The following is a 13,308-nucleotide window of genomic DNA, read 5'->3' on the forward strand; positions in this document are numbered from 1 at the left end:
GTGGTGCACGGGCGCTCCCAGGCTTCCTGAAGGCGTCGTCGCAGCGACACAACTATCTGTCAGGTTTTGCTTGACGCCTCGATGGGCGTAAAGAGATACTTTACGCATGAGTAAGGATCGAATTTCCCCGTCTCTCGTTACCGCGCTGCTTGCTCGCACGCAGGCATTGGCGGCGAGTGTGCATGACAGGAGGGATCAGCAGTCGGCACTGAGGGCTGTGCGTAATGCTGCGGGATTGCGGGCGGATGCTGAGGCACTCCTGTCTGCTCTCGTTGACGATGCACGGTCGCTCGGGGCGACATGGCAGGAAGTGGGTAGCACGTTGGGAATTTCACGTCAGGCTGCGTACCAGAGATTTGGTCAGGTCACCGACCCGAGGACGGGGCGTCCCTTGGCGAAGGATCCGTTTGAAGGCGCTGCCGGCCGGGCCATCCTTGTTTTCGACCTGCTTAGGGAGGGAAGGGGCAAGGACGTTCACATTGATTTCGACGAAACGATGCAGCAGGCGATGACCGCTGAGCAGCTGGGGGACGTCTGGGCGCATGTGTTGACGACGGTGGGAGCCTTCGAGAGTAACGGTGAGCCGACCGCTCGGCGCATGGGCGAGCTGACGGTCGTGGATGTTCCCCTGCATTTCGAAGCAGGTGAAATGGTGGGCCGCGTCGCTCTCACGGAAGACAACCAGATCGCTGGGTTGTTCATCCTGGATGCCAGCGCGGTGGCCGGAGGTGCATCGTGAGGAAAACAGAGGTTACAGCTTCGGTTCCATGGAGAGCTGTCGTTGTCTTCGTCGCAGTATCCATGGGATTGGCTTGGATGATCGCCCTGCCGTTATGGGGAAGCGCTGATGGTTTGGCGAGTTCATGGAGCGCCCTTGTGTTGCCGGTAATGATGCTTGCGCCTGCGATCGCCACCGTGGTCGCTCTCCTTGTACAGAAGCCCCGGCCCCATCCGGTTATGGTTTTCCTCGGGCTCTGGCCGATACGCCCAGCCCGCCGCATCATCTGGTCATCAGTGGCTGCCGTCCCGGCCGCCGCCCTGCTTGTGGTGGGCGGAGTAATCCTATCCGCGGGCTTGGGGCTCGTTGACCTGGACCTTGCGACCTTCAGTGGCTATGCCGCACAACTTGAGCAGGCGGGGATCAGCGAGCTTGCCCTGCCCATCGGGACCCTTGTGGCTCTCCAACTCATCGCAATTCCCTTGAACACTCTACTGAGCATCCCCTTCGCCTTGGGTGAGGAGTTGGGATGGCGGGGTTGGCTCCTTCCTGCACTGCTGCCGCTAGGAACCTGGCCCGCACTACTCCTTAGCGGCGCGATCTGGGGTCTTTGGCACTCCCCCATCATCTTGCTCGGCTACAACTACGCCCGCCCCGGGGTGTCAGGGCTAGCGCTCATGACGGCGGCCTGCATGATCTTTGGGGTTTTGCTTGGCTGGCTGCGCCTGCGTACAGGGTCCGTGTGGCCGGCAGTCATGGCGCACAGCGCTTTCAACGCCTCCGCCGGGTTCATGAGCCTTGTCATTGCAGCAGGGTCCAATCCTGATGCCGCCGCCGTCGGTCCGCTCGGGTGGGTTACCTGCACGTTGATGGCGATCACCATTGGTGCGGTCTTCCTGAGCGGAGGGATGCGAAAGGTAGCCTTGACACTTTTTCCGAGACATGAAACGTTAAATATCAGAGTGGCGCAGCAAGCAGATCCTTCTTCGGATGACGCAGGTGCTGTTTCACAGGTCAACTCAGGGGGCAGTCGATCATGACCATTTCACGAACTCACACCATGGCTACGCCGACCAGCACGGACTCCCGTTTCTGGTGGGCTGCAGTCGCACCGGCAACCGGAGCTCTGCTTTCGAGTCTGGTACTGGCCGTGGGGTGGGCGTTCCAGTTGCCCTCCGAAGTTGCGATGAAATGGGCGGAAGGCACCGTGGTCAGTGTCGCTCCGCTGGCCGTCGCGATGGCCTCCACGCTTGGGCCCGCACTCGCAGCCCTGGTTTTCCTCGTTGTCGTACAGCTTGGCGGCAAACTGAACGAATGGGGCCGACGCTCCACAGTCGGTGCTCTCGTCGCCTTGTCCTTGTTCCTCAGCGGTTCCCTACCCGCCCTGTTGGTGCCATCACTGGCTGTCGCCGACCCATGGCTGGCCCCGGACCCGGGTGTACCAGCTATCGCGGCCCTCGGTGTGGCGGCCGTTCTGCTGGGAGCCCTGGCCGCGGTCAGCGCCAGCCGTTATCCGCGAAGCGATGCCCAAATCACTGGGACGACCGGCACCAGTGGTAACCGGGCTACTACCTTATGGTCGGAAACGACGACGGCCTGGGTGTTCGTCGCCCTTGGTGTGATCGGGCTCATCCTCCTCGCGCTCGGCATTGCATCACTCACGCCATGGCCGGTCGCTCTCCTCGGAGGTGTGATGGTGCTCCTGGGATTCGGCCTGAGCCGTTGGGCTGTCACAGTTGATGTCGATGGACTCACGTGCCGCCCCACCCGGGGACCGGGCTCAATCCGCGTTACCGCTGAACCCGGCGCCAGAGCATCGACGGGACAGGCCTCGCATGCCCTGGACGCCCTCGGACTCGGGATCCGCGGCCTTGGAACGCGCTCACCGCAGCTTCGTTTTCGCCTCGGCAAGACCCTCCTCATTCATCGAAGCACCGGGGAGACGATCGTTGTGACCGTTGAAGGGGCAGAAGCAGCCGCCGCCGCGTACAACGCCGCCGCCGAACGGCACTAACAGATTTGGACGTAGCGACTGTTCGCTACACCGCAAGAACTGGGAGAGGGGGCGCCGTCAGCGGGGGACTGACGACGCGGACGATGCAGGCAGAGGCGATCGAGCCCGCCGACATCACCGCACAGCATGAACACACGAATTACTTGAATGGGGAAAAGTTGAAGAACAAGCTCATCGCCGTGGTGGTTACCTCGGCTCTTCTGGTCTCACTACCAAGCGCAGCAATCGCAGGCCCGGTAAGCACTCCGGCCAGCCACACTGAAGTCACCTCAGCGAAGAAGACATCGATGTCCGATGCTCGGAATCTTTACAAGGCGGTGTACTTCGGAGTCGGACCAGCGGCTGAGTCCTTCGATTCAGCTCTGGACGATTCGGCCTACTCCGCGTTCCGGGACATGGTGCAGGAAGTCGGCCCGGACAACAAGGCCATCGACGCCCTCGTCAGCAAGGTGGAAGCGGCATCACCGGGTTCCCTCAAGAAGTGGCACAAGGAGTTGACCTCGGGCGATGTGCTGCGTGTTGAGGCGGCCTTTGTCTCAGGCACACAGAACTTGAGCGATGTCGTCGCCGCTGACGTGCAGCAGCAAAAGCAGCAGCAAGCCTCCGTGATGAAGGCTGATCCCGAGACCGCGAACCCAACAGCAGCCGTTCCGGTATTCGCTGTCTGGGTTGCTGTTGTCTCGGTTGCAGGTGCAGTACACGCCCTCACCGCCGCAGTTCAGAACAATGTCGCCTGGACGCAGAACGCGTTCTGGGCGTCCCCTGCCGGTGGTGGTGGAACTCTCGAGTCCGAAAAGGGGATCGTCGAGCTGACCGAAACCCTGCAGGCCTTCTGAGTCCATCCAGAATCCTTCACGGAAGGCTTCACGAGAAGCGGTGACCTGCACAATGCGGGTCACCGCTTCCTCCCTCTGCGCCTTGAGGCCGAAGCCACCCTTCTCGCCACTGCCAGGTAGGACTCATGAAAATCCGCCACACCCTTCTACCCTCCACGCTGCTCGGAGTCTTCGCTCTCTACTCCGGTCTCGCTTCGCTGGACGCAACCGTCTTGGACCCGCCAGGGCTCGACGAAAAGCGCGTCGAGATCATGTCGGTTGCCCCGCAAGGCTGGTCCTTCTTCACCAAGTCTCCGCGCGACCCGCAAATCGAACCTTTCGCTGCAAGCGACAGCACCCTTGAATCAGTCGCAGGATTCCCTAACACACGCGCCGAGAATCTCTTCGGTCTCAGCCGACACGGTCGTTCGCAGGGCGTGGAGACCGCCCTGCTGATGGCAGCCTTACCCGACGCAAACTGGATCACTTGTGATTCTCCCGCTCTGGACACGTGTGCGGAGGACTTGATGTCCTCAACCCTGCACCCCGTCACTAACACTGTTCCATCGCCTTCCCTATGCGGTGAGATCGTGCTTGTGGAATCAACGCCCGTCGCCTGGTCCTACAGAGACCACACAGAACTGTCCGAATCTGCAGAGAGCGGCCTACGAATGGACGTCAAATGCTGAGCACTCTGCGTCGCGGGTGGCAGCTGCCTGTCGTACCCGATGCCATCATCTGGTCACCCGTTGTGGGCCTAGCTCGCACCCTCGTCGCACTCGGGGGACTGATCACAGTTCTGCTAACTCCCGCCGATTACCTATTCCGCCCCGTTGCCGGGCTCGGGTCCTACCCCCTCTGCACGAATCTGGACCAGGCTGGCGTCTTCTGCCTCATGCGGGAAGATCTTCCGCTCGCGCAAGGACTGTGTGCCCTCATCCTGGTGGCCGTCATCAGCGGGTTCCTCCCGCAGATAACATCACTTCTGCACCTTTGGGTTGCATTCAGCATCAGTTCGAGCATCTCGATACCTGAAGGCGGCGACCAGATCGCCACGATCATCGCCCTCCTCCTGGTTCCGATCTGCGTTACTGACCCACGGATGAACCATTGGAGCAGCGCTCGTACGGCGCGTCGCCTCTACGAGCCGCGGGCTGGATTCGCTCTCGTCTTCCTCATCGGAATCAAGCTTCAACTCACCGTCCTGTACTTCTATTCAGCTGCAGGCAAACTGTTCGTCACAGAGTGGGCAGAGGGAACAGCCCTTTACTACATTGGACAGGGCTTCTTCGGAGCGAGCGGCCTTCCTCTCTGGGTGATTACGACCGTCAGCTCCACTGCGCTAGGCGCAGCAGCTCTAACATGGGGCACAATCGCTCTGGAACTCGCCCTGGCCGCGACATTGCTCACACGCGGACGGGCCAGAGTCCTGATCGCCATCGCCGGAGTAGCACTGCATCTTGGGATCATTGTCTTCATCGGTCTCTGGAGCTTCCAGATCATCATGATCGGAGGACTTGTCCTTCTTGCAACGCCAATCAGATCGCCGGCCTTCACTGCCGGATTCAGCCTGCGCACCGTTGCGCACCGAAGAACGCCCCTGAATCACGGCGCTGACACCGGGGCGGAACCCACTGTGGAGCTGGCAGCCATGAAGTAGGACCATCGTGACGGCTCAGCGGGCAACTGACGACGCCTTCGCCCCTACAGGAGGAGGACACCCGACACCACCGCCGTAAGCGCTATTAAGCGTGGCGGAGTTCTTGTGCGGCACAAGTGGTGTCAGCCTCATAGGTCGCGTCAGAGTGCGTCAGAGTGCGTCATCGAACCCAGACTCAGGTAGCGGTACACCGTTGCTCTGCTGGCACCGATGATCTTCCCGATATCGGCCGGAGTAAGTCCCTGAGCTTTGAGGTTTCGAGCGCGTCTGACCTTCGCGTGGTCGGTGGTGACTTCCCGTCGGCCAGCCTTCCGCCCATGCTCTGCAGCAGCGGCCATACCGGCCCTGGTCCGCTCGGCGAGCTGGTCACGCTCGAGCTGCGCGAACGCGGACATCACTGTGAGCATGGCCCTTCCCATGGGGCCTGTGGTGCTGATGCCCTCGGTGACGCTGCGGAAGTGCACTCCCCTGCGCTCCAGGTCGTCGATGAGGGCCAGTAGGTTGCGAGTGTTGCGCCCTAGCCGGTCCAGCTTCCACACCACGACCTCATCACCCTTCCGGAGGTGATCGAGGAGCTTGTCGAGCTCAGGCCGACTGGCCACCGTTCCACTTACACCATGGTCGGTGAAGATCCGGCTGCAACCCGCTGTGGTGAGCGCTGCATGCTGCAGATCCGCGTTCTGCTCCAAAGTGCTGACCCTGGCATACCCGATACTTCCCATCTCAGTGTTCCTCACACTCATCAAAGGCCCGTCTCTCCTTTGTTGAGAATAACTGACGTGAGACACATTGCTGAGACAGATGCTGGCCGCCAAGTTCCCCGCCGATACTGGAGTTCACTGACCCACCCCTGGACCACCTCGGTCGGTCCAGTCAAAGGATCCTTTGACCGGACACTGAAGCTACTCAGAATGAAGTAGGAGCTGCACGAAGCGCTCGATGATCTCGTCCCTGTTTACCCCGGGTTTCACAGGAACGGTGATCTGATCGAGGATGAACCCGTTGATCGCGTAGTGGAAGAGGGCGATCTCCTGCTCACCTCCTGGTAGTCCCATACGGGTGTTGAGAGCGACGTCGTCTGCGAGTCCTGCCCGTAGCCAGGCGGTGATGGCTTCTTCGACGTGGGGGCGCCGTGTTGCCTCGAGGCGAAGCTCGAACAGGGCAAGGGCCGCATCACGGTCCGACGTCAATCGGTGGACGATGTCCTTCATGTAGGCGGTGAACAGTTTCTTCCCGGGCGCCTGACCCGCCAGACCAGCGTGCACAACCGGATCAGGTGCCAGGCGCTGACCTATACGGACCAGAATCGCGTCGATGATCGAGTCCCTGGTGGCGAAGAAGTTGGACGAAGTCCCCCGAGGAACCCCTGCATCGTCATCGAGTGCGCGGTGGGTGAGCCCCCTTGATCCTTGCTGCGCGAGGACGTGGACGGCAGCATCAGCGAGAATCGTGCGCCGCCCCGGGTTCCGCATCATGTCCATATCTTACGATATTCACGACAGGCGTCGTGGTAACGTTCGATCACGACATCCGTAGTGATTGGAGTAGTTGTGCGTGAGCTCGTGTATTACATCGCCGTGTCGATCGACGGCCGTATCGCCGCACCCGATGGTTCCTTCGACGCGTTCCCGCTCGAGGGCGACCATATGGAAACGCTTCTCACCGAGTACGCCGACGCCCTACCAACCCATGTCCTGGCGTCAATGGGTCTCGAAGCGCCGCGGACACGTTTCAACACGGTCATCCAAGGCTGGAACAGCTACGCCGTCGCGCACTCCGTTGGAATCACCCGCCCGTACGCACACCTCCGAGAGTTCGTAGCAACACGGACCAAAGACACCACCGATCCGGCTGTCACCTTCACCCGTGATGCGCTGAGCACCGTCCAGAAACTCAAGCAAGACGATGGGCTGGACATCTACCTCTGCGGTGGGGGAAATCTGGCCGGGCACCTACTCCCTGAAATAGACCGTCTGATCCTCAAACGCAACCCCATCATCCTCGGAGCCGGCATCTCCCTGTTCGGGGGCGTCACTGGTCGGCCAGCGTCCTTCCACCCAGTGCACGCGCGACGGTTCTCCTCCGGCGTGGTCATCGAAGAATACGAACGCGCCCGATGAGATTCCTCCTGTATCAGGCGAGGTAAGGCCTTGACCCCTCGTGCGACGATCTGTTCCATGCCATGGCCTACTGCTACCGGTCTCGAGAGCGCCCGGTTGATCCTCGAACCGCTCGCCCCTGACCATGCCACCGAGATGGTCGCGGTACTCGCGCCCCCAGAGCTGTACACCTTCATCGGCGGCGAGCCACCGACCCTGGATGCCCTACGAACCCGGTACCAGAAACAAGCCGTTGGCCACTCACCCTCCGATGACGCCGGGTGGCTCAACTGGATTATCCGCTCCCAAACAACCAGGGATGCTCTCGGGTACGTCCAAGCGACCCTTACCCACGAGAATACTGCTCTGGTCGCAGACATCGCCTGGCTCATCACTCCCCCAGCACAACACCACGGCATCGCGACAGAAGCAACCACAACGATGCTCACCTGGCTACAAGACCACCAGGTAATCATGGTGAGGGCCTTCATCCATCCCGACCACGAAGCCTCGGCTCGTATTGCCGCACGCCTCGGCCTCAGCGCCACGCCGACCATTGTCGACGGCGAAGTGCTCTGGCAGCACTTTGAACCTTCGCCCCCGTCCGGTACCGATCCCCTGCAGTAGGTCGCTGGCTTCCAGGATCGACCGTTCGCCAATCCCTCGAGCTGCCCACCGATCTCAACATCAGTACACCGCGGGTGGTGCAGAACTACGCAGCAGCGCCCGTCCGGTTCTGCACCGCCCATGAATCCATCGCTACCAGCCACTACCTGTTCAGCTCCAACTGGCGTACGGCGCAGAACACCAGTGCACAACCGATCGTTTCTGCACCGCTGGCCAAGGATGGGAGGCGACACTGCTGACGACGCCTTGATGTAGCCGTCGCAGGATCTGCTGCTACTACAGATCTGCGACTCGGTTTCGTTGGCGATTTGCAGGGCGTCGAGAGCTCGGCGGCGTTCTTCGGCTCGTGCTTCAGCAACTTCGGAGCGCCGTCGCCACTCCTGGACCTCAGCCTCCAGCTCGCGGACGCGCTCGAGCAGCCGCCCGGTGTTCTCTGGTTCCTCCGAAGGCTGAGCGGCTCGGGTCGATGGTCCGGCCTGTGAGGCGGTATGGAAACCCTCGCCGTGGATAAGGCCCACGGCGATGAGTGCGGTCATGGGCACCTGCCACCCGGTGGAGGTGATGGTGGCCCCCACTTCTTCCAGCTCGGCGCGTCGTCGGCGGAGGGTGCTCACACTGACACATGCCACATCGGCGGCTTCCTTCATGGTGAACACCGCACTGGAACCCCCTGATACCCCTTTCTGGCTAGGAATTTCGTTGCTGGGGGTATCACTGTGGGTAGCCATGGGGCCCATCATGGCACCCCTTCATGGGAGAGCCTGGTACCCCGGCGTGGAACCCCTGGCACCGGGGGTCACGGCTAGCTGTTGTCCCTGGTCGGCCATAGGAGAGAACGAAAAGGCCCCCTCAGTCTTGGGCGGGGGGGGGCTGGCAGTACTGAGGCCCTGGCAAATTGCCAGGGCCTCACTACCGGGTGGGCAAGATCAGGAGGCGATCATGCCGTGGGGGTCGATGATGTACTTCTCGGCCGAGCCGTTGTCGAAGTCCGCGTAGGCCTGAGGAGCATCGTCAAGGCCGATGACCTTGGTCTGCAGCATGTCCGACAGGTACGGCATGCGGTCCCACAGGATCGCCTGCATCAACTCGTAGTTGTAATGCATGATCGGCGCCTGGCCAGCGGTGATCTTCGGGGACTTGATCCAGGCGTTGCCGAATTCAATCGGGTAGATGCCGTTCTGCTCGTCCTTGGAATCCGCCAGGGGGTCAGGCCCGTAGATGCCGATGATGCCGGTGGCGCCTCCCGCGCGGGTAACGTCGATCACCTGGTTGATCGCATAGGCCGGATCCTCTTTGTCCGCGTCCTTGCCGATGCCGTGAGCTTCGGTGCCGACGTAGTCCACGGCGCAGTCGACCATCGGCTCGCCAAGGATCTTTTCGATCTGGTCCTGCAGCGGGACATCCTCGTTGAGGTCAATGGTTTCGCAACCGTTGCGCTTCATCAGGGCCAAGCGATCCTTGTCATGGTCGCCGACGATGATGCAGGACGCCCCCAGCAGGCGCGCAGCTGCGGCGCCGCAACGGCCCACGGGGCCGGCCCCCGCGATGTAGACAGTGGACCCGGGCTTGGCGCCAGCCTCCATGAGGCCGTGGAAAGCAGTCGGGAGGATGTCAGAGAGAAGCGCCAGATCGCGGATCTTCTCCATGGCCTGGTCACGGTCCGGGAACTTCAGCAGCTGGAAGTCCGCATAGGGAACAAAGAGATACTCGGCCTGTCGGGCTCGCTCTCCTCCTAGGCTCCATGACGTTCTTCATCCTGCGGATGTTCCGGCTCTAAGTCAGCATGCCCATGCCCTACGCTGAGGAATTCCGACTCGACGTGGTGCACGTGGCGAGGAACCGGAGTCCGACGTCGCCGATAAGTTGGCAAGGCAAACGGTCCGGGGGCATCCGAGAACGTTAGGGCTCCTAGGCGACCGATGGCAACGGTGGCAACGTCGAGCTGCGCAACCTCGACCCGGCGAGGTTCCGCTTCTCGTTCCTGGGAGTCTTCGACCCGCAATCCCCACGCGCGTGAGCGATGGGGCGGGGGAAACACGGCCTAATAGGCACTGGCGCCCAGCGCGCAGCCCAATAGCTTCAGCAGAGGTAGCCTCTCGCCCCTTAGGGAGGTGGCGCCCTCCTGATCGCGGGGTCGATGACGCGAGGAGTCCCCTCGCTGTTCCAGGCGAAGAGGGTCAGGTGCCAAAGATGAGGCTGCCTGCGGGAGGGGTCGATCAGGCCGTGGGCGCCCAGATCCTCAAGGGCTTCTCGTACTCGCCAGGGACGAGGCCGTTCTCCTCGTGCGATGGGTCCCTGCCAGTCCGCGGCGGCATCCGCCGGGTCGACACCGATGGACCTCAACGCCTGCTGTATGCGGAGGTCGACGATGCGATCGGCTTCTACCTCGAACTGCAGCACTTCAAGGTCAGGAGTGCGATCGTCGGTATGAGCGATCATCGCGGCTGCCACCCCTTCACGCGAGGAGCTGAGGTACAGCGTCGGTACGCCCTCCGGAGAATACCGGCCGGCAGACCGCGACCCGGTCAGCGCGTCGGCGCGATACGAGGGATCTACTGCGCGGAAAAATGATCCTCGTACTGATCGCATCAGCGGATCGTCGCCGCTGACGATTGGTTGGCTCTGCTGCACCACACCGCCTTATCTCTGAAGTCCGCTTGTTCAAGCACACCTTGCCAGGTGATGTGCTCCCCGAACAGCATCGCCGTTGTCTCCTGGCTCTGCCGTCAGAAGGTTCAGGAGGAATCAGGTTCTCCTCGACGGATCCAATCGTCGATACCATCCAAGCGCGGGCGGCCATCGATGGTTATCGGACGGCGCTGAGATACGGGAGGATCGCTGTCGCCCATGAGCTCGCGCTGGAGCTCGAGATCGAGATCGGGCTCGCCCATCCTCACATTGGTACGGGCGCCGACGAAAGACCATCAATGAGTGCCATGTCAGGCAGACTTGCTGGGGTGAGCACCACCGGATCATCTTCACCCGTTCTGCGCGACGGTCTCATCGAGCTTCGCCCGTACACAAAGGCAGACGAAGAATTCTTCGTCGCCTTGTTCCAGGACCCGGAGGTCGTCCGTTACGTCGGTGACGGGTTGGAGACCGAGGCAGCCGATCGCGAGCTTTTCCATCGCGTCTTCACCCGGGTGTACCCGACAAACAAGTTCGCAGTCTGGGCTGTCGTCGCTCACGGCTTGCTCATCGGACACGCCGAGCTCAAGCCCTCGCCCCGCGATGACATCGAGGACTGGGAGCTCGTGTACGCTATCCAGCGCTCTCACTGGCGCCGAGGGTACGGCCGCGCAGTAGCCGCACTGGTCACCCGCTACGGCTTCGACACTCTCCGGCTTCGGGCAATGTTCGCGACCGTGGACACCGAGAACACACCCTCGCTGGCTCTCCTGGAAAGCCTCGGGTTCGTTCGGATCGAGGAGACGGTGGACGGCGGCCGGAGAACCGGGATTTTGGTAGCTCACGCGTCGGACCGACGCCGTCCGCGAGCACCTATGCTCGAACAAGAAACCCAGGACGGGTTGCGGCAGCACTCGGAGGGTGCGGGACCGAGCACGAGGGGCACCATCTGAACGCGTTGCACCGATTTCAATCACCGCGAAGCCGTCCCATCACCTTGGAGCTGGACCCTGGAACTACACACCGACCGACTGGTGCTTCGTGAGTATGTCCTCGAGGACTTCGGCGCCGTCCATTCCTTCGCCTCTGACCCGCGAATTGCCCGGTTCGTGGACTGGGGGCCCAACACCGAGGACGACACCCGCGCCTATCTCGAAGGATGCATCGCCGCTCAGGAAGCCTCTCCCCGCACAGTGTTCACCCTGGCTATCACGCTACCCGGGGGTGTGCCCGTGGGCTCCGTCGGACTGACCGTGGACGAGCAGCAGCGTGGTCATCTTGGTTACGTCGTCGGGGTCGACCACTGGGGAAGGGGCTATGCCACAGAAGCGGCGACCTGCCTCTTGGCCCACGCCCACAACACCTTGGAGCTGGATCTGATCGAAGCCACGTGCCGGCCGGCCAACGTGGCATCGGCGAGGGTCCTCGAGAAGATCGGCATGACCTTCACGGGAGTGCGCCCGAGGGACAGGTTCACAGGAGGACAGTGGAGCAGTTCCCTCGTCTTCGCTGCAGGTAGCTCACGCTCCGGACCGCCCTCAGTAGACCTGTTCTGATGCAGGCTCCTCCTCGGCTTTCGCTCAGACCGGTTGCCTCCGGACGATACGCGTTCCGGTCTTCACGAGCATGAGGACCAGCAGCAGGATGCCCACGTACCCGTTGATCACGTACACAATGTTGACCATCTGGGAGAACGGCAGGAGCAAGCCGATCACCGTCCCGACCACCGCGAGGACGATCGTCAGCACCTTGAAGCGGAGCGTCTTGTCCACGAAGAACCGTGAGGACACGGTCCACAGCAGCGGTACGGCTGTCGTGTAGATCCCGGTGAGGATCATGACCGAGATACCTGCGGCAAGCACTGGGCTGACATCCCTCGCCAGTACGAGCATCGGGATCTCGGCCCCGCCGACCTTCACCACATTTGCAAGCAGGCCGAGGCCGACGATGATGCAGGCGACCGAGAAAGCGATGGCTCCGATCGAGCCGCCTGCGGCGGCTTCCTTGCGGCTGTGCGCGGTCTTCCCCAGCGCCGTCAGGAAGGCTGCCAGCCAGAGCATACAGAAGCCAACGTAGGACAGCCCGGCCAGGAACCAGTTCGTGGACGCCTGCGTCAGATCGAGGGTCGGAAGGATCGCATGACCGGCAGCGATTCCGCCCGGATTCCGGAAGATTCCCAGCAGCCCGAGCGCGATGGCGACCACCACGATGATCGGTCCGATCTTGCCGATGACGTCGACCAGGCTCTTCAGACCGAACCACACACTGACGCCGACGGCGACGGCTAGGCCGACGCCGCCGATGTATCGGGAGATCCCGTAATGCTCCTCGAACACGGCGCCGGCACCGGCCACCATCACGGTGAAGCTCAGGAACACGAAGAGGATGGAGAAGAAGTCGAAGAACGTCCCCAGGTACTTGCCGCAGTAGTAGTGGAAGATCCGTGAGGGACGATCGAACTTCTTCGCCTCCCCCACCACGAAGAACTCCATGGCCACATAGGTCATGAGGACCAGAACCAGTGCTCCGGTCCCGAACACGCCCCAGTAACCGTACGAGGTGAAGTACTGCATGATTTCCTGGCCGGTCGCGAATCCGGATCCGATGAGGAAGGCCATGATCGCGCCCGCATAGGTGAGGACTCGGAGGACACTCACCTTCTCGGAGGTGTGCAGGTGCGCCCGCGTGGGTGCGTTCTGAGCCAAAAGGTGCCTTCTTCCGAAAAGATCCATACGTCGTCGTCGACG

14 protein-coding genes and 1 pseudogene are annotated in these 13,308 nt (G+C 61.9%); 10 read left to right on the forward strand and 5 right to left on the reverse strand.

Annotation, left to right across the window (positions count from 1 at the left end; translation table 11 throughout):
- The first annotated feature begins 106 nt into the window (after positions 1 to 106).
- The 6 genes from Q0747_RS04015 to Q0747_RS04040 all read left to right on the forward strand — a co-directional run bounded on the left by Q0747_RS04015 (position 107) and on the right by Q0747_RS04040 (position 5,207).
- Positions 107 to 739 carry a DUF3887 domain-containing protein gene (locus tag Q0747_RS04015; RefSeq protein WP_298251971.1) on the forward strand — a complete coding sequence of 211 codons (633 nt, stop codon included), beginning with the start codon at positions 107 to 109 and terminating at the stop codon, positions 737 to 739.
- 77 nt (positions 740 to 816) lie between these two features.
- A complete protein-coding gene (locus Q0747_RS04020; protein ID WP_298251972.1) occupies positions 817 to 1,758 on the forward strand; it encodes a CPBP family intramembrane glutamic endopeptidase in 942 nt (313 codons plus the stop codon).
- Positions 1,755 to 2,732 carry a hypothetical protein gene (locus Q0747_RS04025; protein ID WP_298251973.1) on the forward strand — a complete coding sequence of 326 codons (978 nt, stop codon included), beginning with the start codon at positions 1,755 to 1,757 and terminating at the stop codon, positions 2,730 to 2,732. The genes Q0747_RS04020 and Q0747_RS04025 overlap by 4 nt, the downstream gene beginning before the upstream one ends.
- 83 nt (positions 2,733 to 2,815) lie before the next feature.
- Positions 2,816 to 3,568 (forward strand): hypothetical protein, encoded by a 753-nt coding sequence (locus tag Q0747_RS04030; protein WP_298251974.1) that lies wholly within the window; start codon positions 2,816 to 2,818, stop codon positions 3,566 to 3,568.
- A gap of 125 nt (positions 3,569 to 3,693) precedes the next feature.
- On the forward strand, positions 3,694 to 4,236 hold the full coding sequence (locus Q0747_RS04035; RefSeq protein ID WP_298251975.1) for an SdpA family antimicrobial peptide system protein: 543 nt from the start codon (positions 3,694 to 3,696) through the stop codon (positions 4,234 to 4,236).
- Positions 4,230 to 5,207 carry a sporulation-delaying protein SdpB family protein gene (locus Q0747_RS04040; RefSeq protein ID WP_298251976.1) on the forward strand — a complete coding sequence of 326 codons (978 nt, stop codon included), beginning with the start codon at positions 4,230 to 4,232 and terminating at the stop codon, positions 5,205 to 5,207. The genes Q0747_RS04035 and Q0747_RS04040 overlap by 7 nt, the downstream gene beginning before the upstream one ends.
- A gap of 140 nt (positions 5,208 to 5,347) precedes the next feature.
- Here the strand turns inward: Q0747_RS04040 and Q0747_RS04045 are convergent, their stop codons facing one another.
- Both Q0747_RS04045 and Q0747_RS04050 read right to left on the reverse strand, forming a co-directional pair.
- Positions 5,348 to 5,929: a recombinase family protein gene (locus Q0747_RS04045; protein WP_298251977.1), complete on the reverse strand. Its 582-nt coding sequence runs from the start codon at positions 5,927 to 5,929 to the stop codon at positions 5,348 to 5,350.
- Positions 5,930 to 6,109: 180 nt separating this feature from the next.
- The gene (locus Q0747_RS04050; protein WP_298251978.1) at positions 6,110 to 6,688 is read right to left on the reverse strand and encodes a TetR/AcrR family transcriptional regulator; all 579 of its coding nucleotides are present in this window, start codon (positions 6,686 to 6,688) and stop codon (positions 6,110 to 6,112) included.
- A gap of 69 nt (positions 6,689 to 6,757) precedes the next feature.
- On the opposite strand from Q0747_RS04050, the gene Q0747_RS04055 reads away from it, so the two are divergent.
- Both Q0747_RS04055 and Q0747_RS04060 read left to right on the forward strand, forming a co-directional pair.
- Complete coding sequence (locus Q0747_RS04055; protein ID WP_298251979.1) at positions 6,758 to 7,327, forward strand: dihydrofolate reductase family protein; 570 nt, start codon at positions 6,758 to 6,760, stop codon at positions 7,325 to 7,327.
- A 96-nt stretch (positions 7,328 to 7,423) separates the two neighbouring features.
- The gene (locus Q0747_RS04060; RefSeq protein WP_298251980.1) at positions 7,424 to 7,933 is read left to right on the forward strand and encodes a GNAT family N-acetyltransferase; all 510 of its coding nucleotides are present in this window, start codon (positions 7,424 to 7,426) and stop codon (positions 7,931 to 7,933) included.
- Positions 7,934 to 8,859: 926 nt separating this feature from the next.
- On the opposite strand, the pseudogene Q0747_RS04065 reads toward Q0747_RS04060, so the two are convergent.
- Both Q0747_RS04065 and Q0747_RS04070 read right to left on the reverse strand, forming a co-directional pair.
- A pseudogene (locus Q0747_RS04065) lies at positions 8,860 to 9,648 on the reverse strand (formaldehyde dehydrogenase, glutathione-independent); the annotation flags it as partial.
- 388 nt (positions 9,649 to 10,036) lie between these two features.
- On the reverse strand, positions 10,037 to 10,567 hold the full coding sequence (locus tag Q0747_RS04070; RefSeq protein WP_298251982.1) for an RES family NAD+ phosphorylase: 531 nt from the start codon (positions 10,565 to 10,567) through the stop codon (positions 10,037 to 10,039).
- A 23-nt stretch (positions 10,568 to 10,590) separates the two neighbouring features.
- On the opposite strand from Q0747_RS04070, the gene Q0747_RS04075 reads away from it, so the two are divergent.
- Positions 10,591 to 11,514: a GNAT family N-acetyltransferase gene (locus Q0747_RS04075; RefSeq protein WP_298251983.1), complete on the forward strand. Its 924-nt coding sequence runs from the start codon at positions 10,591 to 10,593 to the stop codon at positions 11,512 to 11,514.
- An 81-nt stretch (positions 11,515 to 11,595) separates the two neighbouring features.
- Positions 11,596 to 12,117, forward strand: a complete 522-nt coding sequence (locus tag Q0747_RS04080) for a GNAT family N-acetyltransferase (RefSeq protein ID WP_298251984.1) — start codon at positions 11,596 to 11,598, stop codon at positions 12,115 to 12,117.
- A gap of 24 nt (positions 12,118 to 12,141) precedes the next feature.
- Here Q0747_RS04080 and Q0747_RS04085 read toward each other — a convergent pair whose 3' ends face one another.
- A complete protein-coding gene (locus tag Q0747_RS04085; protein WP_298251985.1) occupies positions 12,142 to 13,266 on the reverse strand; it encodes a hypothetical protein in 1,125 nt (374 codons plus the stop codon).
- Positions 13,267 to 13,308 lie beyond the last annotated feature (42 nt).

It is taken from the genome of uncultured Arthrobacter sp., assembly GCF_947493765.1.
Lineage (GTDB): Bacteria > Actinomycetota > Actinomycetes > Actinomycetales > Micrococcaceae > Arthrobacter_D.